Genomic DNA, 22,020 nt, shown 5'->3' on the forward strand with positions numbered 1-22,020 from the left:
TTTTCCTGTTCAATTCAGCACTAAAATAGTGCATTTTTGTTAACACTTTATTTTCAAATAAAACGAGCTACAGTTAAAACCGGAACACAACAAGGAGGGCAAACCAATGCGAACTTTGTATTTGTCACTGTGTTGTACGGCTATGTTGGCGACTGTGCCGGCTTTTGGCCTTGAAACCTTACCCCAGTTACAGTTAGCTAATTCCTATCAGCAGCAAGACGCAGTGGCTGATTTTTGGATCAGTGAGAAACTGGACGGTGTGCGGGCCTTTTGGGATGGCCATCAATTACGTAGCCGCAGCGGGCAATGGATTAAGCTGCCAGAGCCTTTACGAAAACAGTTACCTGCTTTTGCGCTTGATGCCGAGTTGTGGGCTGGGCGGGGGCAGTTTCAACAGGTGATGCAGGCTTTACAGCACAGTTCAACAGACGTTCACTGGCAAACGATTCGCCTGATGGTATTTGATGCGCCAGAACATCCCGGCACCTTTACCGAACGCTTGCAGTTTTTGCAGCAGCAACTACCGGATTCGACTTTTCTACAACTGGTCCCCCAACAGCAACTGCAGAGCAAAGCAGAACTTGAACAGCTGTTAAAGCAGGTTGTCAGCGAAGGTGGCGAAGGGCTGATGTTGCATCATGTAAAGGCGCTTTATCAAAGTGGCAGAGTCGGTCATCTGCAAAAACTAAAGCTGGTGGAGGATGCGGAGGCTAGGGTTGTGGCACATTTGCCGGGCAAGGGGCAATTTAGCGGCATGCTCGGGGCTTTATTGGTGGAATTACCTGATGGTCGTCGCTTTAAATTAGGTTCAGGTTTTAGTCTGGATGAACGTCAAAACCCGCCGCCAATAGGGCGTTTGGTGACTTTTCAATACCGTGGGTTAACTCACAAAGGAACACCTCGTTTTGCGGTATTTGTGCGGGAGCGGCCAGAGCCTTAAAAAGTAGGTCAGCCACTCTTGTTGTCGTCTGCACAACCAGACAGAATAGCGCTCTTCATTGATGAGGTAGCTATGATCAATCTGGCCTTGATGGGCGCTTTTATTCCAACTTTTTTATTTGTTTCGGTTACGCCGGGTATGTGCATGACTCTGGCTATGACGCTTGGCATGACACAGGGCGTGCGCCGTACATTCTGGATGATGTGGGGCGAGATGTTAGGTGTGGCCTTGGTCGCTATTCTGGCTGTGTGTGGTGTCGCAACTATGATGCTACAGTTTCCGGTTGTATTTCAGTGGTTTAAAATTGCAGGCGCTCTTTTTTTAGCTTATATCGGCTGGCAAATGTGGTGGGCCAAAGGCAAGTTAGCTATTCCTCAGGCCGGTATCAGTCGGGAGCTGATGCCAAGGCGCACTTTATTTAGCCAGGGGTTTGTCACCGCAGTGTCTAATCCCAAAGGCTGGGCTTTTCATATGGCGTTGTTGCCACCTTTTATCGACAGCCAACTGGCGTTTTGGCCGCAGTTGCTGGTGCTGGTGTGTATTATTCTTGTGCTGGAGTTTTTGTCGATGCTGCTGTACGCCAGTGGTGGTAAAGCCTTAGGTGCATTTTTCCAGCAACAAAACAAAGTGCAGTGGCTCAATCGTAGTGCAGCCAGTTTAATGTTTGCTGTGGCGTTATGGATGCTACTGGGGTAAGACGGCTTTTTGTTACCATCGATACCCCAAAATCAAACTACTGGAGCGCTGCTTCGCTTTTGCCAGCCAGTCATCCCACTGGGTCCTGTTCGGTTGAACGCTGGTTAAGCTGCTGTGCTCCAGCGCAATATCAAAATGGTCTGTCAGCTGATAGGTCCAGTTGATAGTCCAGCTATGGCCTTTGCCATTGTTATCGTCTGTTGGAGTCTGGTCTTGATCTATCACTTCAAAACGGTCATAACGGACACTGATACTGTGCTGCTCTGATTGATAGTTCAGCATCAGGTAACTACTGCGATAATCTGCGACAACCACCTTTTGCCCCATAGCGGTATCGCCATTCAGATACTGCGCCAGCAGCCGCCACTGTTCTGTCAGTTGATGTTGCAAAGCCAGACTGACAAAACGGGTATCCCAGGCATATTGGCCATCTTTAAAGGTCGTAGGTTCGCCTCTGTTGTCATACCAATAAAGCCGGGCTTCGGTCTGGTCTTTGTGCTGCCAGTGCACTCCTGTGTAATAGCCGGTTTTATGATCCAACTCGCGATTGGGTTCGACCCAGGCCGGTTGTGGTTCCACGGCCCCGCCTGGCGCTATGCTGAGGTAGTTGGCAAAATCAATGCGTTCGCCGATGCCGCTTTGCAGATTATGCACAGCAAAACCTCGCCAGGTTAAGATAGAACCTGCCGGATCGTTGCCTTGAAATAACGCGCCAACCCACTGAAAACTATGGTCTGATTTAAAAAAACGGCCGGGACGACTGACTGACAATTCAACCGCTCTGGTTTTGATTTCTTCGGCCATCCAGCTGTTGATGGCAGAAAATGAATGGGTATAAGGCGAAGTCCAGGCCAGGTCGGTATTTTCCAGCGACATCGCAGGATAAAATACGCCAGCTCTGCCCCGCACTCTGTAGCCTGAGGCAGGTAAAGGGCTCCAGTTTAGCCAGGCTTCTGTTACTCCAACCCCTGCTTCTGGTGCTCTGTGCCACTGTGCATGCACTACTACCGAAAAATCAGAATCGCCTTCAAGTAAAGCAACCAGATACTGTGGTCCAGCTCCGGCCTTTGTGTTATAGCCAAATTGTCCTGTGCCTTTTTGCCACCAGGGCGCTAAATAATCTGCTGTATCATTTTGTTTATTCAGATAAAATTCGCCTCGACCTTTTAGGCTCAGTTGTTCGGATGCTGCGGTGGTGACACTGAACAGCAGAGCTGGGATCAGGCTGATTAAAAAAGCAGTCGGACGAGTGGGGGACATCCCTGGATTCCTTATTTTTATTCTGCCTTGATAGTAGCAGTTTGCATCAACGGGTAAAAACACGGAGATCTGAAAAGTTTCTGCTGCTTTATCTGGTAGATGATGACAACAGGTCTAAACTGCTTTAGTTTAAGCAGACTTTAGCCAGGTCCGGCTCACGGAGTGATGATTGAATGACCTTTGTAACCCCTGTTTTGTGTCTGGTTTTTTTACTGTCTTTCCATGCCACAGCTGATGTTAAGCTGAGCATCACGGATCAACAAGGCCAGCCACTGGAAGATGCTGTGGTTGAATTGCTTGACCCGGCGAACAAAACTTTTTCCGTAAAAAAGGCAGAAGTAAAACAACAGGACCTGACTTTTATTCCTTTTGTGTCTGCCTATCAAATAGGTACCGAAGTCGACTTTCCGAATACGGATAAAACCCGGCATCATGTTTATTCTTTTTCTCCTGCCAAAGTCTTTGAATTAAAGTTGTATGCCAACAAACCTGAGGCTCCTGTGTTGTTTGACCAGGCAGGTATTGTCGCTTTAGGCTGTAATATTCACGATTATATGCAGGCTTATATTTATGTAGGGCAAAGCCCGTTTTTACAGGTGACAGATACTAAAGGGCTGGTGACTTTTATCGATGTTCCTGATGGCAGCTATCAGCTCAAACTCTGGCATCCATGGCAAAATGTCGACTGGGTGACACAACAAATTCAGATTAAACAAGGCCAGATGATGAGTTATCAACTGGCTATTACCGCTCAGGAAAAACCCAAAAAGCCGAAAAAAGGCTTTGGTGCTTCCTATACGCCCTGATTTTTAACTAACCCGATTTTCTAACCTAAAGGAGCCGACTCATGGCCACAGTAACATTAAAAGGTAATCCATTTCAGACCGTAGGCGAACTGCCGGCAGTGGGCAGTAAAGCCCCTGATTTCACCTTAACAGGTGCAGGTTTAGCGGATGTGAAACTGTCAGATTTTGCCGGACAACGTTTGGTACTGAATATTTTCCCGAGCGTGGACACTCCAACTTGTGCTACCTCTGTCCGTACTTTTAACAAAGCCTTATCAAGCTTAAGCAACACCACAGTCTTGTGTGTTTCTGCTGACTTACCTTTTGCTCAGGCTCGTTTTTGTGGTGCTGAAGGTTTAGAACAAGTGAAAAACGGTTCAAGTTTCCGCAGCTCTTTTGGCAAAGACTACGGTGTAGCTTTTTCTACGGGTCCTCTGACAGGGTTACTATCCCGTGCTGTAGTTGTCATTGGCACTGACGGTTCAGTGTTGTACACAGAGCAAGTGGCTGAAACTGCAGATGAACCTTCGTATGAAGGTGCTTTGGCTGTGTTAGCTTAATAGTGTTGTGGGTCAGAGTCGCGCACTCTGACCCTCATTTAAAGAGTGCTTGATGCGATACAGACTTCTTTGTGTTTTAGCTTTGCTGATACAGCCTCCTGTGGTGGCCGATCTGCCAATTCTGTCAGACAAAGTGCTGCGCATGGGGGTCCATAATTTTCCACCTGATTTTGTTGTCAGTGCTGATGGTAAAACTTGTGCCGGAGATGGATATCTATTGGCTCAGCGGCTTTTTGCACAAGCAGGCTTTAAGTTAAAGGCCGTTTGTACCACCCCGGCTCGAATGTATCTGTTACTGGATCAAGGCGAGGTGGATTTTAGTATCAATGTAAAAACCACAGCGGCTATCAGTAAAAAACATAAATTTGTTGAACCCGCCTATATGCCGATGCAGTTGATGCTATACAGCCATCAGTTGAGCTCTGCTGCGCCACAAGATAAAACTGTGGCAGCGATCCGCTCCTTTGATTACTTAGGTCAGCGTCAGCAATTACTGCAACAAGGCTATCAGTTAGTCGATATGCCGGACAGTATTAGTGCGATTCAGTTATTTTTGCATCAGCGTACCCAACACTTAATTAGTTACCAAGGCCCTTTTGTGGCTTATGCTGATAAGCAATCCACTGATGTTGTCGCTGGCTTAAAACAAAAGAAGCTGGCAGAAATAGATGCCTATTTTGTTGTCTCTGCAGCGTCACCTGATCATCAGCGGATTATTGAAGTGTTGCAGCAGCATGCCAAAACTCACAGTTGCAGTTATCTTAAAGGTTGTCGTTAATCCAATTGTCCGGCTGGCTGATTTTTGCTTTTTAGACAGTCAAAAGCATTGCGTGGGTAGCGTTGTTTTTGTTTGAATACTACTTACTTTTATCCCTGCAGAATCTGTTTATGTATATTAAAACCCTAGATCCTTTATCTGCACCGGCTGCACATTTGTTGGCATTGTCTGATGCGTATATGGCGTCTTTATACCCGGCTGAAAGTAATCATATGGAAAGCCCAGCGGCTTTGGCATTGCCCAATGTCCTATTTTTAGGGGCTTATCTGGATGGTGACTTAGCAGGCTGTGGTGCTGTTAAAATAATGAATGATGATGGCAGTTATGGTGAGATCAAGCGGGTTTATGTGCTGGAGTCTTTCAGAGGCCGTGGTGTGTCAAAGCAGCTGATGCAAGCGTTGGAAGCTCATCTTGTGGAACAACAAGTCCCGCTGGTCCGGCTTGAAACAGGTATTTCTCAGCCCGAAGCATTAGGACTTTATGAAAAGTTAGGATATCACTACAGGACTCCCTTTGGCTCTTATCAGCTAGATCCCTTAAGTGTGTTTATGGAAAAGCGTCTTTAACTCAGCCAGTTTTTCTCCGGGAAAAATGCTTACTTACTGATCAGTCGTGTGTTTTTGAGCTAAGCTGTTCCTTGTTCCTGATTAATGTACTTTAATCAGGCATCCCCCCGATAACAAAGGATACAAGGAACAGGATTTATGCGTGTTTGGACTACCCAATTATGGATACTGCTGGCGGCGTCTCTGCTGGCAGGTTGTAGTGCTTTACCTTCTTCTACCTCATCACAAGCCAATTCATCTGTTGCAGCACAACCAAGTGATTGTATCGGCATAATTCAGGCTCCAGCTGCAGGACTCAAAGCCATTTCGGATCCAGATCTACTGCAATCTGCTTTAGGCCAGCCTGATAAAGGCCAGCTTTGCATGGGGCAGGTGTTTGTCGCTACAGCGCCAGTAAAGGTCTATCGAGTCTGGGATCAGAGCAAAAGCTATACGTTATATGGTCGCTGGTGGTCATTTATGCGACCTGAAGGTCCAACAGAGCAGTACAGAGAAGCCAATGCTATTTGTCCAAACTGGAGCGTATTAAACCAAATGAGTAGCTGTACATTAAAAGTGGGCAGTAAAATTGTGGTAGGGCCAGGTCAAAGTGCCGATTGTGGCGACGATCTGGTATATCCTAAGTCTGCTGTGAATCAGGTCTATATCAATAACGATTCCCGTAACAATGTGTTGTGGGTCGAAAACTGTGACGCTGGTAGTAACTGGCCGCAATAGGGGGAGCAGAGCATGCATAAAAGTCGTTTAGCCGCTTTTGTTCTGGATAGCAAAGTGGACAATATTTAGCAGACCAGTGAATTTTAGAGCCAGGCGTTGGGTTATCAGCAGCTGCCTGCAGATCCGGAGTGGGCCGAGCGTTATGCCTACCTGAACAATCCATCCACTGAGCCCAAACTATTGCTGCAAAAAGTTGAACACCCAAGCCATATTCACCTGGATAGTGAGACTGACAATAGTGCGGCTGAAGTGGCTCGCTTGAGCAAATTGGGCGCTTTTGTTATCAAACAAATGCCACTCTTTAAACTGATCGGTGCTCTTCGGCCATCGATTTTGTCTGGTGATGCCACAACGCGCCGATTTTGCCCAAAGCCCTGATGTAAAGCTCTAGCCCTAACCTCAGTTTGCTTTTGTTTTTCTGTTATCGCCTTTGTCCAACTCCAAAGAGCTTGTGTTCAACTTTCCCTCCTTAAAGTGTTTTATTTTTAAAAGTTAACATCTGTTCACTCACTTTTGTATTTTCGCTCAAATTATAAATATAAATAACTTGTTTAAATTCATTGGTTTGATTGTTTTGTTTGTTGTTTTTAAATCCTGAAAGTGGAGTTTCATTTATTTTTAGTGTACAACTGTGCGCTGAATTTAAGTGGAAGGACCAGTGTGAACGAAATGATCTCTTTATGGGGCCAGCGCCTCTATCGCCAATTTAGCTTAATGCTGGCCAATCAGCCGAAGCTGAGTTATTACCTGCAGCCTTTGCTGCGCTGGAACAACGCTGAGCTGCATCCGGACTATTACAGTGCCCGCATTGTCGATTCTGGCTGGGAAACCGAACAGATATTGAGTGTCTGGTTAGAGCCAGAACCCTCCTGGACTGGTTTTACGCCAGGTCAGCATCTGCTGGTGACTTTGTTGCATCAGGGGCGTTATATCAGTCGTAGTTTTAGTATCAGCTCATCATCCGGGTTATTTGCACAGCAAAAGCAAATTCGTATCAGTTGTCGAATTCAGCCTCAGGGTCAGTTCACGAAAGCCTTAGCGGCAGACATTGCTAAGCTGACTCATTTAAGTATCAGCGCTGCAACAGGCGACTTTGTGCTGGCGCCCCAGACGGATGGTGCGCCGCAACAAAGTATAGTGATGGTGGCTGCAGGCTCTGGCATAACGCCACTCTGGTCCATGTTAAATAGTTTGCGTTGCTGGACTTCGCCTGTTGTGTTGTTTTATTGCGTTAAAAATGCAGCACAGGCCGCTTTCTTGACTGAGCTGAGACTACTGGCGGCAAAACAACCCCTGTTTGAACTGCAGCTGATTGAAACAGCAAGCACGGGCCGGCTGAACTTAGTTCAGCAGTTAAAAGAAAACACTAAGGTTTCTCTGACCAATGCTCTTTACTACCTCTGTGGTCCCGCTGCTATGAGTCGTCAGTACAAGGATGACTTGATACAACAAGGTGTGCCATCAGATGCTGTTCATGCAGAGCTGTTTGGCTTAGAACTGGCTGCAACACAAGGAGCTGTTAAGCAAGCCTTGCTCATAGAGCAGGGAAAAGTCACAACAATAGAAGCCGCTGCCGGAGTGCCGTTATTGCAGGCTGCGGAACAACAAGGCTTGAGTCCGCGTTTTGGTTGCCGTATTGGCGTGTGTTATCAGTGTGTGTGTCAGAAAAAATCAGGACAGGTACTGAATTTACGTACAGGGCAAATTTCAGGTGATGGCCCTGAGCAAATTCAGTTGTGTATCAGTGCTGCGCACAGCGATCTGCAAATCGAGTTATAGGATCACGATGAAACTTACAGAACAACAATTATCCGAACTGGCTGCTGAGCTGGATCAGGTGAAAGCCAATGTGATGAACCAATTGGGTGACAAAGAAGCACGCTACATACGCCGCATGCTGCTGACGCAGCGCTTAAGCGCTATTTCAGGTCGCATCCTGATGGTGTTGGGTTTTGTTACGCCATGGTTGTGGGTATTCGGTGTTGCCCTGTTGGCACTGGCCAAAATTCTCGACAATATGGAAATAGGCCATAACGTTTTGCATGGTCAGTACGACTGGATGAATGACCCTGTGTTGCATTCAAAGCGCTTTGAATGGGATATCGCCTGTGATGCTGGCTCCTGGAAACGCACCCATAATTTTGAGCATCACACTTACACCAATATCATCGGAAAAGACCGCGATTTTGGCTATGGCTTATTACGCTTAAGTAACGACTTCCGCTGGCGTCTGCGTAACTTATGGCAGTTTGTCACGTATCTGCTGTTAAGCACTTTGTTTCAATGGGGTGTGTCTTATCACGAGCTGGCGGGGGAGCGGGTATTTTTTGGTAAAAAGAAAGCTGATCGGGTCAACAGTGTTAGTCACAGCGATTTGAAAAAGCTTTTTTTGGTAAAGGCGCGCGTCAGTTGTTTAAAGATTATGTATTTTTCCCTTTAATCGCCGGGCCTATGTGGTTATGGGTGTTGGCTGGCAATTTACTGGCGAATTTGATCCGTAACTTATGGACATCTACTGTGATTTTTTGTGGTCATTTTACTGCTGATGTTCATACTTTTACTCAGCAGCAATGCGAAGGTGAAAGCCGCGGTCACTGGTACTACCGGCAAATTCTGGGGTCGTCCAATTTTACCGGGCCACGCTGGTTTCATATTTTGACGGGGCACTTAAGCTGCCAGATTGAGCATCATCTTTATCCAGATATGCCAGCTTTGCATTATCTGACAGTGGCACCGCAAGTGCAGGCTATTGCTAAAAAATATGGTATTGCTTATAACAGCGGCAGTTTTTTACGTCAGTACGCTACCGTAGTCGGGCGGATCATCCGATATTCGTTCCCTGGCGGTAAAGCCACTCCAGCTTAAGCTAGTGCCGAACTACTCCAGTATGAAATAAGGAAGGAACAATGTTATTTGCCGATGTGATGCAACAGTTTAAAGCTGGACAGCCAGATACACTGCAGATTGAAGTACCTGAGCAATGGGGCCAGGGCCGCGCTGTGTTTGGGGGGATGGCATCGGCTTTAGCTTTAGCGCATTTACTGACAGAACTGCCGACGAAGATCCCGCTGCGCTCAGTGTCCGTGTCTTTTGTTGCGCCGTTAAATGCTGGACCTGCTGTTGTATCGCGGCGTATTTTGCGCCAGGGCAAATCAGTTATTCAGGCGATGGTGGAAATTACGCAGCAGGATCAGGTGGCATTAGTACTGCTGGCGAGCTTTGGGGCGGAGCGGTTCTCGGAATATAAAGTGGCCAGCGATACCGCGCCGGCTTTTGTCGAAACCGCTTTAGTGATGCCCAAAAAGGGGCCTGTACCAGAATTTACCCACCATTTTGATTACCACATCACTCGCGGTGTTATGCCTTTCTCTGGTGGCACAGGCACAGAGTTAGGTGGACTAATCCGTTTTGCTGAAGGTCAACGTTGTGCTGTAGGCGTGCTGGAGTTACTGGCTCTGGTCGATGCCTGGCCACCGGTCAGTTTAACTTTACTGAGTCAACCCGCTCCTGCCAGTTCCTTAACCTGGACTATTGAATTTATTCAGCCGCATCAGAGCGCTGAAACTAAAGCTCTGACAACAGACTGGTGGTCTTATTTGGCCAATATTGAGCATGGCGCAGATGGTTATCACCATATTGAAGCCAAGTTATGGCAACCGGATGGTCAGTTAACGGCGATCAGTCGCCAAACGGTCACAGTATTTGCATAGGCTCAGAGCTTTGGCTCTGATCCACATATCGGATATCGAATACTTACCAGGATCAGACATATTGCAGACTTTTGATTGAAGGTCAGAGCTGGTTAAAATTTATACTCGCTGAGCACGGACGCTTCTGTTATAGTGCGCGCCCTTTTTCCCGTGCCAGTTTCTGTGTCAATAGAGAGTACCCATTTTTGAGCAATACCACTTTTAGCAGTCTGCCTTTAGCAGAACACTTATTACAAAGCCTTGATAGTCTTGGTTACAGTCAGATGACGCCTATTCAGCAACAGGCTTTGCCTGTGCTGCTGGAAGGAAAAGATATGCTGGCTAAAGCCCGCACCGGCAGTGGCAAGACAGTGGCTTTTGCTTTGACTTTGCTACATAAACTGGCGGTGAAGCGTTTCCGTATCCAATCGCTAGTGCTTTGTCCTACCCGTGAATTGGCTGAGCAGGTTGCGCAGGAAATCCGTCGTTTAGCCCGCAGCCAGCACAATATCAAAGTCTTGACCCTGGTCGGTGGTGTTTCTATAGGTCCCCAAATTGGCTCGTTAGAACATGGCGCTCATATTATTGTCGGCACACCGGGCCGTATTCTTGAGATGATCGACCGTAACCTGCTAAACCTGTCTGATGTTGAAACGCTAGTGCTGGACGAAGCAGATCGTATGCTGGATATGGGGTTTGCTGATGATATTGGTGTTATTCTGAACGCCTTGCCTGCTGATCGCCAAACCTTGTTGTTTTCCGCCACTTATCCGGACAAAGTCAACGACTTAAAACGCCACTTAAAAGCCGATGCTGTGCAGGTTTTTGTTGAAGATGCTGAACAAACTGACATAGAGCAAAAGTTTATTGAAGTAGAAGCGCAAAACAAAATAACGGCCTTAAAGCAACTATTATCCTGGCATGGTGCCAAGCCCACGCTGATTTTCTCCAATATGCGCAAGGATACTCAGGACATTTGTGATGAATTATCTGCTGCCGGTTACAGTGTAATGCCGTTGCACGGTGACTTAGAGCAGCGAGACCGTGAGCGGGTATTGATGCAGTTCACCAACCAAAGTTGCCTGATTATGGTGGCCACAGATGTAGCAGCCCGTGGTCTGGATATCAGTGCTTTGCCTTTGGTCATTAATTACGATTTAGCTAATGATCCTGAAGTGCATGTACACAGAGTAGGGCGTACTGGCCGTGCCGGTAGCGAAGGTCTGGCTTTAACGCTGGTGACACCCGCGCAAATGGGTCGTCTGGCGGCACTGGAAGATCAGTTGGCTCTGACAGCCCAGTGGGCAGAGTTAACTGCTTATCCTGCGAAAGACGCTGTACCAGCTCGTGCTCCTATGCGTACCATCATGATCGATGGCGGTAAAAAAGACAAAGTACGACCAGGTGATATAGTAGGTGCCTTAACAGGAGAGCTGGGTTTGTCTTTCGAGCAACTGGGTAAAATAAACGTGCTGCCTATGGTCAGTTTTGTTGCCGTGCGTAACGATATGGCAAGTGCTGCCTTGAAACGCTTAAGCGAAGGCAAAATCAAAGGCCGCCAATTCCGCTGCCGTTTTGTCTAAGAAAAAAATATGAAAATGGGGTCAGATCACATTGTTAACTGTTAACAATGTGATCTGACCCCATTTTTACTTATGGCTACAAAAAGTATTTGATGTAAGAGGAAAAATCAGCCGAATGCACTAAGCTCAAAGCGGATAGACACTAAAAAAAGAGGCCGCTTATGAACGTTCAATACTTTCTATGCAGCGCTGTAGTTTGTCTGCTGTTGTTTGGCTGTACACCTGCTGAAACACAAAATTCTGCCGTTATGACTCCTGATGCTGTCGCTAAAGTGGCAGAAACGCCTTCTGAACCCAAAGCTGCGCCTTGTCAGCTAAAACTGGGTTTTGAATCTTGGGAACCCTACCAATATGTCGGACTTGAACAGCAAGCCAGCGGACTGGATATTGAAATAGTGCAAGCCGTTGCCGGACGCATGAATTGCAGCTTGGTGCTGCAGCATGGCACCTGGCAGGAGTTGCTAGGACAGTTTAGGCAAGGGCAGTTGGATGTGCTGTTGGGCGCATCCAAAACACCAGCTCGTGAAGAGTTTGCTTTGTTTTCAGAGCCTTACCGTGCTGAGCAGTTTCAGCTATTTGTCCGCAAGGATGACGCCAGTAAATACAACTTTGCTTCTGTGGCAGAAATGGTCGCCGCTAAGCATAAGGTGGGGCTTATCAGTGATTATTACTATGGCGAACAAATCAGTGCCTTGTACGATGACGATCAGATGCGCCCCCAGTTTGTTGAATCAACCATGAGTGAGCAAAACATAGCTGTGCTGTTGGACGATCAGGTTGATGCTGTACTGGAAGATAGTTTTGTCGGCGCCGCTATTATCCGGCGTAAAGGACTAGAGCAACAGATTCAGCCACATCAGGTGAAACTCCCTGAAACTCCCATTTATGTGATGTTTAGTAAATCAACCGTTCAGCCAGAACAGGTTAGCTCCTTTAACGAGGCGCTTAAACAACTCAAAGACAGTGGCGATTATCAGTTACTGATAGGTAAGTATCAAAGCTAATCACCAAACTGGCGAGCCAGCAACGATGCAGTAAAGCTGGCTTTGAGATAAAAACCTCTGGGCAGGGTTTGAATAGGTTGCCCATCAGCGCCAATAGCAGCAGTTAAAGCTTTGCTATTGGCCGCTTTAGGTCTCAACTGCAGTACTTTACCGTGAGCGCCTTTAATTCTACCTATGCCACCTAACACAATCAGTTCCATCAGCTCTTCCCAGTCTTGTTGCAACAGAGCCTGCTCCTGAGTATCCGGGCTCCAGAAAAAAGCTGTGCCTATCTGGCGTTCTGCCAAAGGGATGCCACGCTCGGCTAGCACTGGCACAAACAGCACTCTACTGAGCTTGCGGCAGACCCATGAGTCCTGCCAGCGCAGACCTGCAACATCTGTTAAAGGTGCCACACAAACATAAGTGCTTTCCAGAGGTTTACCAAAGCTGTCCACAGGCAGGGTTTTCAGTTCAACTCCTAAATGTGGAAAATCAGGTTCAGCTTTGCTGCCACTACTGGCGCCTAACACCAGTTCAAGCAGTTGGCCCACTGTGCCTTTGTCGCGCTGCAGATTAGCAGGCAACTGCAGCTGGCATTGTTCTGCTAATTGGCCCAAGGTCAGGCCAGCGATCATGGCGCAGCGTTCCGCTAATTCTTCGATGTTTTTCGGGGGCTGGCTCATAAAAACTTCTTCTATACAGCGGTGTTTCAGGTCTTTAAAAACATTACCATTTTTTGCTTTGGTTTGCTGCTCAAAAAGCAAGCAAAGCAAGTTATGCACAGTTGTAACACTGCTTAAATACCAAGCTTTTCGATATAACTTACTGTTTTTTATAAATATTTATCAATACTGGTTTGGCTGTTATTCCAGCATTTGCAAGTTATTCAAGAATAAAAACACCCTTATGCACAGCTTTATGTACAGAGCCTGTGTAGAAGTTCACAGTGAGCGCTAATTAATCAGTTAAATTGTGGATAACTCTGTAAAAAATACAATTTGCCGAAGTCGTGACTTTATGAAAGAATCGATGAAACAACAGCTGTAACTAAGCTAGAGGTTTTTGTGATCGACGCTGAAGGCTTCCGGGCCAACGTCGGCATTGTAATATACAACCACCAGGGACAGGTGTTTTGGGCAAGGAGATACGGTCAGCATTCCTGGCAGTACCCACAGGGTGGCATTGATGAAGGGGAGACTCCTGAGCAAGCCATGTACCGCGAGTTAAACGAAGAAGTTGGTTTACAGCCGCACGATGTAGAAATTATTGCGGTCACCAAACACTGGCTAAGGTATAAGTTACCCAAGCGTTTAATCCGGCGTGACAGCAATCCTGTGTGTATAGGGCAAAAGCAAAAATGGTTTTTGTTGCGCCTGACCTGTAAGGATGAAGACGTAAATCTGTTAAAAACTTCGCATCCGGAGTTTGATGACTGGCGTTGGGTTAGTTATTGGTATCCGGTGCGTCAGGTCGTCGCCTTTAAGCGGGAAGTGTACCGCAAGGTGATGAAAGAGTTTGCCCCTATTGCATTGCCGTATCTTCGTAGAGATGGAAAAAATGACAAGTTAATCAGAAGGGGTTAAGAATGCTGAGCCAGTTAAGGCGCATAGTGCAGGATGTGGCGCAAGAGCCGGTACTGAATAACGCATTGGCTGGCTTAGTTTCGAACGTAAAAAATGCTCTGAAAACAGAGTGTTGTTCTGTTTATTTAGCCGACTATGAACAGCAGCACTTTATGCTAATGGCCACAGACGGTTTAAATCCTGAAGCTGTTGGCCATATTGCGATAGGTTTCTCCGAGGGATTAATTGGCTGGGTTGGTCAGCGTGAAGAGCCGATTAACCTGGCGCAAGCCCATCTGCACCCGCGTTTTAAAGTCACCCCTGAAGTCAGTGAAGATCGTTTTTCGGCTTTTTTAGGCTGCCCTATTATTCATCATCGCAAAGTGCTTGGCGTCTTAACCATACAGCAGGGTGAATCACGGGTGTTCAGTGAAGATGAAGAATCTTTTTTGGTTACTCTCGGAGTACAGCTGGCCTCTGTGTTAGTCAACGCCGAGATGCGCCAGGTTGCCAGTCAGAATTCGAAACAACAAAAAAGTACAGGACAGCTGCAGGGCTTACCAGGTGCTCCCGGCATAGCCATTGGCGAAGGTTTTGTGCTGGAGCCCTCCAGTGACTTCGATGCGATATCACTGAAAAAGGTCGATGATCCGGAAAAAGAGCTGTCGCGCTTTTACAAAGCCGTCAAAATCACCAAAGCAGAATTTAATCGACTAGCCGAGCGCATGGCCGGGCATTTGCCAGCAGACGCTTTGGCTATTTTTGATGTTTATCATCAGTTGTTGGACGCAGCCAGTCTGGGTAGCGAAATTGAAAAACAAATCCACGAAGGCTGGTGTGCTAAAAGCGCACTGAAACGTGTGGTTGAAAAGTTTGCCCGCCAGTTTGACGATATGGACGATCCCTATCTTCGCGAGCGCGGTACTGATATCAGGACTTAGGCCAGAGGGTGCTGAATCATTTGCTTGATACTGAACAGCGCCATCATAAATTGCCGGAAAAAGTGGTGTTAGTGGCCGATAATGTCACCGCCACTATGCTGGCAGAAATCCCTCGTGCTCAGCTTGTCGCGATAGTGTCGCTCAAAGGCTCTGTCAACTCACACGCCGCTATTATGGCCCGTGCTCTGGGTATTCCTGCTGTGATGGGGCTGGACGAGCTGCCACTATTCCACTGGCAAAGTCAGCGTTTAATTGTCGATGGCTACCGTGGTCAAATTTTAGTAGGTCCTGCTGAGGCCATAGTGGCTGAATACCAGGCCTTGATCAGTGAAGATGCGCAGCTCAGCGCCCGTTATCAGTCTGAGATGCATTTAAACGCCCAGAGCGCTTGTGGTGCACCTTTTAGCTTAATGATCAATGCTGGTCTGGCGATAGAGCTTGAGAGTGCTCAGCCATCCTATACAGATGGTATTGGTTTATACCGTACTGAATTCCCTTTTATTATGCGCAACCGTTTCCCGACCGAAGCGGAGCAAATCGAACTTTATAAAAAAGTGCTGGCTTCTCACCCCACCAAAGCCGTGGTGATGCGTACTTTGGATGTGGGGGGGGATAAAGCGCTGCCGTATTTCAGCATCATCGAAGAAAACCCCTTTTTAGGCTGGCGGGGGATTCGTTTAACGTTGGATCATCCGGAAATTTTCCTGGTACAAATCCGCGCTATGCTCAAAGCCAATATAGGCCAGGGCAACTTACATATTCTGTTGCCGATGATTTCTGATTTGGCTGAAGTGGATGAATCGCTACGCTTGATTAAACAAGCAACTTTCGAGTTGACGGATGAATTAGCAGGCACAGAAGTGCAGCTGCCGAAAGCTAAAGTCGGCGTGATGATTGAAGTGCCGTCTATCATGTATCAGTTGCCTGAACTGGCCCGTAAAATTGATTTCTGCTCTGTCGGCACCAACGATTTAACTCAGTATTTATTGGCGGTAGACAGAAACAACCCACGAGTCGCGGGTTTGTATGATGCGATGCATCCTGCTGTACTGCGTGCTTTGCATCAAATGTCATTACAGGCTCAGGGTTTACAGTTGCCTATGAGTATTTGTGGTGAGTTGGCAGGTGAACCTGCTGGTGTGCTGATTTTAGCAGCTATGGGTTATGACAAATTCAGTATGAACAGCAGTAACCTGGCAAAAATTAAATGGTTATTACGCAGAGTGAATATGTCAGAGCTGCACTTACTGCTGCCAGAAATTCTGGCGTGTCAGTCACCAAAACAAGTTCGTCTGCACGTACAGCGATTCCTTGATCAAAAACAGCTGTTGAACCAATTGCGTGCCTAAAAGGACCAAGGGCTGTTACAATGTTTGACCTTATCAAGATGAGTGCATCCTGGTGGATGCACTACTGATTTATTGATTAGAACAGGACTTTTCATAGTGGATTCTTATTTCTTATTCCCGCAAATTGACCCGGTGATCTTCAGCATAGGGCCAGTGGCCGTGCGCTGGTATGGTCTTATGTATGTGATTGCTTTTTTACTGGCGAACTGGCTGGCGAACCGGCAAGCCGATAAACCAGGTTCAGGTTGGACCCGCGATCAGGTCAGTGACTTGCTGTTTTTCGGCTTTTTAGGCGTCATTGTTGGTGGCCGGGTGGGTTATGTACTGTTTTACAGTTTCAGTAACTTTATTGCCGACCCACTGTATTTATTCCGTACCTGGGAAGGCGGCATGTCCTTCCATGGTGGTGTGTTAGGTGTGATGGCCGCTATGGCCTGGTTTGCCTGGCGCAATAAAAAACGCTATCTGGAACTGGGTGATTTTGTTGTGCCGCTGCTGCCTTTAGGTTTAGCTTTTGGTCGTTTGGGGAACTTTATCAACGGCGAATTATGGGGGCGCACGACAGACGTGCCATGGGCGGTATTGTTCCCTAATGCGGGTATGTTGCCACGCCATCCGTCTCAGCTGTATGAGCTGTTGGCTGAAGGCATCATCCTGTTTATTTTGCTGCAATGGTACAAACGCAAAAATCCACCAGCCGGTAACGTCGCGGGTTTATTCTTGCTTGGCTATGGGACAGCGCGTTTTATTATCGAATTCTTCCGCGAGCCGGATGCGCATTTAGGCTTGTTGTCGCTTGGTATGTCGATGGGGCAGTGGCTCTGTATTCCAATGATTATTGCTGGTTCAGGCCTTATTATCTGGGGCTATAGCCGTCAGAATAAAATTTCAGCTAAAGAGAGCAAGGCATGAAGCAGTATTTAGACTTAATGCGCCATGTGCTGGAACATGGCCATAAAAAATCAGACCGTACTGGCACTGGCACTATCAGCGTGTTTGGTTATCAGATGCGTTTTGATTTAAGTCAGGGCTTTCCGTTGGTGACCACCAAAAAGTGTCATCTGCGCTCCATTATTCATGAGTTGCTATGGTTCCTTAAAGGCGACACCAACATTCAGTATCTGAAAGACAATAAAGTAACGATTTGGAATGAATGGGCGACAGAGCAGGGCGATTTGGGCCCTGTCTATGGTGCACAGTGGCGCAGCTGGCAAACACCGGATGGTCGGGTGATTGACCAAATCAGCCAACTGATTCATGACATTAAAACGAATCCGGATTCGCGCCGATTAATTGTCAGCGGCTGGAATCCTGCAGTATTACCAGATACAAAGTTCAGCCCAAAAGACAATGCGGCTATGGGCAAACAGGCTTTGCCTCCTTGCCATACTTTATTTCAGTTTTATGTGCACGATGGCAAATTATCCTGCCAGTTGTATCAGCGCAGCGCTGATATTTTCCTGGGCGTGCCTTTTAATATCGCAAGCTACGCGTTGCTGACCATGATGGTAGCGCAAGTCTGTGATTTAACGCCCGGTGATTTTGTGCATACTTTTGGGGATGCGCATTTGTACAGCAACCACCTGGATCAGGTGAATGAACAGCTCAGCCGTACTCCACATCCGTTGCCACAGATGAAACTCAATCCTGCCATTAAAGATATTTTTGGTTTTACTATAGACGATTTTGAGCTGGTCAATTATTTGGCGCATCCTGCGATTAAAGCGCCTATAGCTATTTAAAATAGCTGTTAAAAACACTCGGTGTAGCGTTGTGCAAAAGTCCGCGATTCATGGCACTAATTTTGCTGTGTATCAGACAGAGACCAACAATCGACAGCTACACCGGGGGCCAGAGTGCGGATAGTCGGATTAGTAATTACAGTTCTGCTGTTATGCAGCTGCAGTTTTTTGCCGCAAGGGCAAGAAGTTGCCGAGCCGGCGGAACTATCACAGAAAGATCAGCATCCGCCTCTGTTGTATTACACTGAGCGTTTAGCGGATCAACTTTTTTATCAACTCCAGCCTCTGGAATCCGGCGCTATTGCGGTCACTACTTTTGCTGACGTGCAACTGATGGCGCCGGATACTAGTCGTCATTCCAGCTACAATGCGTCTTTGCAGCTGCAAGAAAGTATGCAGACTGTCGCGACTCAGTTGGGCTATCAAGTCAGTGAGATCCGTTTAAACGACGCTGTACTGGTACATCCTGGTTTTGAAAATACCTTAGGTCGTGACGTCAGTCAGCTGGCGCAGGATCAGCAAGCGCGTTATGTAATTACCGGCACTTTGACGGAAGGCGAAGTTCATATCACAGTCAATGCCAAATTAATTGACCTGAAAAGTCAGCGCGTACTCGCCGCTGCATCCAGTGTTATTCCTGTCGCCGTGTTATGGCCCAACGAGCAGTTGCAATTGCGCCATAATAAGTTGTATCGCAATTCGGAGTCTTAATTTATGACTACATTTCGCCAGCTTATTCTTTTATGTGGCATGACGGCTACAGTTGCTGTTTCTGGTTGTGCGCCTTTGATTGATACTGATCCGCAAGGAAAACCTGTTGTGCCCGCCAATAAAGTTGAACTGCAACAAGGCCGGGTGACTTACAGCAAAGATGATGCTGTTGTTGAGCCTGATCAGCTGTTTGTGAATCAATATGACAGCGCGACAGCACAACACGCCCGTATGGCGGGGATGAATCCAACCAGTTACAAACCTGAACCTGCTGTGACCGTGAATCACTATGTACAAAGTATGATGCACGATTTAGCGGCCAATCTTGAAGTGTTAAGTACCACCTTTAGCCTTGGAGTCACTAGTTTTGTTTATTTGGATGGCGATTATCAGCAAGGCGATTTATTAGGCAATCAGCTGTCGGAAGCTTTTATGCACGAAGCGACTCAGTTTGGTATTGCGGTGACAGATTTTAAAACCACAGATTATATCCGGGTTACACCCACAGGTGATTTTACGTTTAGCCGTGACTTCCTGGAACTGACCCAACAATACCCCATCAGTGTGGTATTGGGTGGCACTCTGGTTCGTCATCAGAACGGTGTATTGGTCAATGCCCGTATGATCAATGTGAATGATAAAAAAGTATTGGCAACGGCTCAGACCTTTATTCCACAAAATGTGGTTCAGGCCTTAAAGGCGACTCAGAGTGCGCCTCTGTTACAGCTCAAAGCCGCTGAAACTCCCTAGTACCTTGACACTGGATCTTTTTATGAACTCATTGAATTCAGCTATGACCGCCGCATCAGCTAAAGCCTTGCTGATAGCTGCAGCCTTGGTGTTATCCGGTTGCGCGACCTCATCTGCCCAACACTCAGAAGCAGCAGCCAGCCAGTCTGATACCACGGACACCCATCAGGTCTCTGATAGCGGTTCTGTCGAGTCCTCTGTTGTGGCCAGTGCATCCGGTGAGCTTTGCCGATGTGATTCCAGTTCGTCCTCCGAATCGTCGCAAACCCAGGGCGCAACGACACAGAACAGAGATACCGAATGGTTTGGTTTAACTCAACCTTATCAGGAAGCAGAGCCTGCTATGGGTATGGAGCGCAGCTCGCAACTAGACAGTGCAGCAGTTAACAATGGCCAACCTATTCCTGGTTTGGCGATAAAACAAATGAGCCGCAGAACCTTGCCATCTGAATTGGCCGCTGTAGGTGCTGAACCACAGCTGTATCAATCCGCAGCTATGTTTCAGCAAAGTCGCAAATCTTTGAGCGATTATGTGGCTCAGCTTGCCTTTAAACTGGCTGGAAACCAACAATTACATGGAGTTAAGGTTGGAGTTGCGAGTTTTGTACTTTTTGATTCCCAGCTCGAGCAAACCAGCGCTATCGGGAACCAACTGGCTGAAGAGCTCAGCACAGTATTGCCAGGCTATGGCGCCGCAGTGATTGAATACAAGCTCACCAAACATATTACTGTGGGACCAACAGGCGATTTGTCTTTATCCCGCAGTACCTCAAAGCTCAGAAATCCGCAGGGAATGGACTACGTATTGACGGGCACTATGACGCCAACGCGCCGTGGTTTACAAATTACCAGTAGGGTCGTGTCAACCAGAGATAATGTCGTGATAAGTTCAGCGAGCACTCTGATCCCTGCTCTGGTCTTACAGCAACTTTAACTCCTGTTTAGTTGGGAAACGCGAAAGGGAATATCAGCAGGAAAATGGCCGCCCCAACAGGAATCGAACCTGTAACTGCCCCTTAGGAGGGGGCCGTTATATCCATTTAACTATAGGGCGGATTTCAGAAGGCCTTAAACTAGCACAGCTGATGATTTCTGTGAACTCTAGTTGAATCAACAGGTTCTTTATTGAACAATCCAGAGGCTTTGGTTTTATCAAGGCTGTTCTTTGTTCGTGATCAACGTAGCTGCGTCACCCACCTGGACATTAGCCAGTAAATCCATATTGATGCTTTCAGCCCAGGCATTCTTGTGGTTCAGTTCAGTGATTTTAACTTTTAGCTCACTGACGGTCAGTTGATCCTGTAGCTGGCCAAAACTATCTTTATGCTGGCGACGGAACAAAATAGTCAGCTCATCCCCCAGTTTTAAACCTTGTCGACTGCCAAGATTGAGCAGCACTTTGTGTTGTTGTACCAGGGTAATATCCGCCAGTATAGTTTCACAGCGCAATGCTTCTTCTACATCCTGAGCCGCGGCATTGAGTACTCGCTCTATCGACTTACCATAGTCGGTTTGCCAGAAACGTTGGGTTTTGGGGCTGATCACTGTCGTGCTGTTAAACCCCCAGACCGCAGAGGTTTGGTATTTTTGGCTGAACAGCACTTTCTGCTCCTGAATATCAGTGAGTTCCAGTTGCAGCTGATAAAAACGTTCTCTGTCTTGATCGGACCAAAACGACCAATTGGTACCGACTCGCTCACCCAGCGAGACATCTCCAAGGCTGGCTTTGAGTAAATAGCGACCACCGTAATTACGCTGTAAAGCACCACGCTCGGCATAACTCAGCTCTGGTTGCCGGATGGATTGGGGCAGTAACTTGATCAGACTCGAGCCTGAAGACTCTTCCAGTTTTTGAATAAACAAACTAGTGCTCGCTTCATCCAGTTCGTACAGTTGCCCTACAATAGCCTGCTCTCTGTTTTCGATAAAAAATGGGCTGATCAACAGCTCTTTTTTTAATTGCAGATTGGCGCATTGATTTTGATCTGGGTAAATATCCGCTCTGATGGTGACGTTGATGTAGCCATTTTCTTCGGTCTCAGAGACGATTTGCACATTGTGTACTTCGCCCTGAGTTTGTAAAAACATCGACTCCTGAGTCAATAAACCGTCGGTGACCTGTTGTACTGTGCGGATCGAAGCCCCTGAATACAACAAGGCTTTACGTACCGCATCTTCTGTAGCTGCAGCTCTGGCTGACGTCATGTCGCCAGCACGCAGCACAGCCTGGCCTGTGGCCTCATACCAATCCGCGTTGGCGTAGCTGCAAAGCAGTGGCCAAGCCAGCAGTGATATGCGAAACCCGGTTAGACGCATAACGAACCCTCATTAATAGAATTAAGACTACCGTAGCAAAAGCTATGCCTGAATGCAGAGCCTGAGGCAAAAACAAAAATAATGTAGAA

25 protein-coding genes and 1 tRNA gene are annotated in these 22,020 nt (G+C 47.2%); 22 read left to right on the forward strand and 4 right to left on the reverse strand.

Annotation, left to right across the window (positions count from 1 at the left end):
• Window positions 1–106 precede the first annotated feature (106 nt).
• Together WH43_RS09960 and WH43_RS09965 are read left to right on the forward strand one after the other, a co-directional pair.
• On the forward strand, window positions 107–940 hold the full coding sequence (locus tag WH43_RS09960) for a DNA ligase (protein ID WP_082335740.1): 834 nt from the start codon (window positions 107–109) through the stop codon (window positions 938–940).
• A 72-nt stretch (window positions 941–1,012) separates the two neighbouring features.
• Window positions 1,013–1,636 (forward strand): LysE family translocator, encoded by a 624-nt coding sequence (locus WH43_RS09965; RefSeq protein WP_053424460.1) that lies wholly within the window; start codon window positions 1,013–1,015, stop codon window positions 1,634–1,636.
• Window positions 1,637–1,648: 12 nt separating this feature from the next.
• Here WH43_RS09965 and WH43_RS09970 read toward each other — a convergent pair whose 3' ends face one another.
• Window positions 1,649–2,896: a hypothetical protein gene (locus WH43_RS09970; protein WP_053424461.1), complete on the reverse strand. Its 1,248-nt coding sequence runs from the start codon at window positions 2,894–2,896 to the stop codon at window positions 1,649–1,651.
• Window positions 2,897–3,069: 173 nt separating this feature from the next.
• Here WH43_RS09970 and WH43_RS09975 point away from each other — a divergent pair, with 173 nt between their 5' ends.
• The 12 genes from WH43_RS09975 to WH43_RS10025 all read left to right on the forward strand — a co-directional run bounded on the left by WH43_RS09975 (window position 3,070) and on the right by WH43_RS10025 (window position 12,578).
• The gene (locus tag WH43_RS09975) at window positions 3,070–3,702 is read left to right on the forward strand and encodes a methylamine utilization protein (protein ID WP_053424462.1); all 633 of its coding nucleotides are present in this window, start codon (window positions 3,070–3,072) and stop codon (window positions 3,700–3,702) included.
• Between the two features lie 41 nt (window positions 3,703–3,743).
• Window positions 3,744–4,241: a thiol peroxidase gene (gene tpx / locus WH43_RS09980; RefSeq protein ID WP_053424463.1), complete on the forward strand. Its 498-nt coding sequence runs from the start codon at window positions 3,744–3,746 to the stop codon at window positions 4,239–4,241.
• Window positions 4,242–4,293: 52 nt separating this feature from the next.
• On the forward strand, window positions 4,294–5,019 hold the full coding sequence (locus WH43_RS09985; protein ID WP_053424464.1) for a transporter substrate-binding domain-containing protein: 726 nt from the start codon (window positions 4,294–4,296) through the stop codon (window positions 5,017–5,019).
• A gap of 110 nt (window positions 5,020–5,129) precedes the next feature.
• Entirely contained in the window at window positions 5,130–5,585 is a 456-nt protein-coding gene (locus WH43_RS09990) for a GNAT family N-acetyltransferase (RefSeq protein WP_053424465.1), read from the forward strand.
• A 138-nt stretch (window positions 5,586–5,723) separates the two neighbouring features.
• A complete protein-coding gene (locus WH43_RS09995; RefSeq protein WP_053424466.1) occupies window positions 5,724–6,302 on the forward strand; it encodes a hypothetical protein in 579 nt (192 codons plus the stop codon).
• A 96-nt stretch (window positions 6,303–6,398) separates the two neighbouring features.
• Entirely contained in the window at window positions 6,399–6,680 is a 282-nt protein-coding gene (locus tag WH43_RS10000; RefSeq protein WP_053424467.1) for a VOC family protein, read from the forward strand.
• 291 nt (window positions 6,681–6,971) lie between these two features.
• The gene (locus tag WH43_RS10005; protein ID WP_053424468.1) at window positions 6,972–8,081 is read left to right on the forward strand and encodes a flavin reductase family protein; all 1,110 of its coding nucleotides are present in this window, start codon (window positions 6,972–6,974) and stop codon (window positions 8,079–8,081) included.
• A 7-nt stretch (window positions 8,082–8,088) separates the two neighbouring features.
• The gene (locus WH43_RS20645) at window positions 8,089–8,742 is read left to right on the forward strand and encodes a fatty acid desaturase family protein (protein ID WP_286049650.1); all 654 of its coding nucleotides are present in this window, start codon (window positions 8,089–8,091) and stop codon (window positions 8,740–8,742) included.
• On the forward strand, window positions 8,712–9,167 hold the full coding sequence (locus tag WH43_RS20650) for a fatty acid desaturase (protein WP_286049651.1): 456 nt from the start codon (window positions 8,712–8,714) through the stop codon (window positions 9,165–9,167). The genes WH43_RS20645 and WH43_RS20650 overlap by 31 nt, the downstream gene beginning before the upstream one ends.
• 41 nt (window positions 9,168–9,208) lie before the next feature.
• Window positions 9,209–10,012, forward strand: coding sequence for an acyl-CoA thioesterase (locus WH43_RS10015; protein ID WP_053424469.1), 804 nt, complete (start codon window positions 9,209–9,211; stop codon window positions 10,010–10,012).
• Window positions 10,013–10,197: 185 nt separating this feature from the next.
• The gene (dbpA, locus tag WH43_RS10020; RefSeq protein ID WP_053424706.1) at window positions 10,198–11,574 is read left to right on the forward strand and encodes an ATP-dependent RNA helicase DbpA; all 1,377 of its coding nucleotides are present in this window, start codon (window positions 10,198–10,200) and stop codon (window positions 11,572–11,574) included.
• A 161-nt stretch (window positions 11,575–11,735) separates the two neighbouring features.
• On the forward strand, window positions 11,736–12,578 hold the full coding sequence (locus tag WH43_RS10025; RefSeq protein WP_053424470.1) for a substrate-binding periplasmic protein: 843 nt from the start codon (window positions 11,736–11,738) through the stop codon (window positions 12,576–12,578).
• Here WH43_RS10025 and mutH read toward each other — a convergent pair.
• Window positions 12,575–13,243, reverse strand: a complete 669-nt coding sequence (gene mutH, locus WH43_RS10030; RefSeq protein ID WP_053424707.1) for a DNA mismatch repair endonuclease MutH — start codon at window positions 13,241–13,243, stop codon at window positions 12,575–12,577. The two genes, WH43_RS10025 and mutH, sit on opposite strands and share 4 nt — an antisense overlap.
• Window positions 13,244–13,624: 381 nt before the next feature.
• On the opposite strand from mutH, the gene rppH reads away from it, so the two are divergent.
• The 8 genes from rppH (at window position 13,625) to WH43_RS10065 (ending at window position 20,549) form a co-directional block, all read left to right on the forward strand.
• The gene (gene rppH, locus WH43_RS10035; RefSeq protein WP_053424471.1) at window positions 13,625–14,143 is read left to right on the forward strand and encodes an RNA pyrophosphohydrolase; all 519 of its coding nucleotides are present in this window, start codon (window positions 13,625–13,627) and stop codon (window positions 14,141–14,143) included.
• Between the two features lie 2 nt (window positions 14,144–14,145).
• Window positions 14,146–15,063, forward strand: a complete 918-nt coding sequence (locus WH43_RS20655) for a phosphoenolpyruvate-utilizing N-terminal domain-containing protein (protein WP_286049652.1) — start codon at window positions 14,146–14,148, stop codon at window positions 15,061–15,063.
• A 20-nt stretch (window positions 15,064–15,083) separates the two neighbouring features.
• Window positions 15,084–16,412, forward strand: a complete 1,329-nt coding sequence (gene ptsP / locus WH43_RS20660) for a phosphoenolpyruvate--protein phosphotransferase (protein ID WP_286049653.1) — start codon at window positions 15,084–15,086, stop codon at window positions 16,410–16,412.
• Between the two features lie 96 nt (window positions 16,413–16,508).
• Window positions 16,509–17,324, forward strand: coding sequence for a prolipoprotein diacylglyceryl transferase (gene lgt / locus WH43_RS10045; RefSeq protein WP_053424472.1), 816 nt, complete (start codon window positions 16,509–16,511; stop codon window positions 17,322–17,324).
• On the forward strand, window positions 17,321–18,154 hold the full coding sequence (locus tag WH43_RS10050) for a thymidylate synthase (protein ID WP_053424473.1): 834 nt from the start codon (window positions 17,321–17,323) through the stop codon (window positions 18,152–18,154). The genes lgt and WH43_RS10050 overlap by 4 nt, the downstream gene beginning before the upstream one ends.
• A 168-nt stretch (window positions 18,155–18,322) precedes the next feature.
• On the forward strand, window positions 18,323–18,865 hold the full coding sequence (locus tag WH43_RS10055) for a FlgO family outer membrane protein (RefSeq protein WP_147905251.1): 543 nt from the start codon (window positions 18,323–18,325) through the stop codon (window positions 18,863–18,865).
• A gap of 3 nt (window positions 18,866–18,868) precedes the next feature.
• Window positions 18,869–19,615 (forward strand): FlgO family outer membrane protein, encoded by a 747-nt coding sequence (locus tag WH43_RS10060; RefSeq protein ID WP_053424475.1) that lies wholly within the window; start codon window positions 18,869–18,871, stop codon window positions 19,613–19,615.
• 22 nt (window positions 19,616–19,637) lie between these two features.
• Entirely contained in the window at window positions 19,638–20,549 is a 912-nt protein-coding gene (locus tag WH43_RS10065; RefSeq protein WP_053424476.1) for a FlgO family outer membrane protein, read from the forward strand.
• A 45-nt stretch (window positions 20,550–20,594) separates the two neighbouring features.
• Here the strand turns inward: WH43_RS10065 and WH43_RS10070 are convergent.
• Together WH43_RS10070 and WH43_RS10075 are read right to left on the reverse strand one after the other, a co-directional pair.
• Window positions 20,595–20,669: transfer RNA gene (locus WH43_RS10070), tRNA-Arg, on the reverse strand.
• Between the two features lie 98 nt (window positions 20,670–20,767).
• Window positions 20,768–21,931 (reverse strand): flagellar assembly protein T N-terminal domain-containing protein, encoded by a 1,164-nt coding sequence (locus WH43_RS10075; RefSeq protein WP_053424477.1) that lies wholly within the window; start codon window positions 21,929–21,931, stop codon window positions 20,768–20,770.
• Window positions 21,932–22,020: the final 89 nt, after the last annotated feature.

Source organism: Rheinheimera sp. KL1, from assembly GCF_001275035.1.
Classification (GTDB): domain Bacteria; phylum Pseudomonadota; class Gammaproteobacteria; order Enterobacterales; family Alteromonadaceae; genus Pararheinheimera; species Pararheinheimera tangshanensis.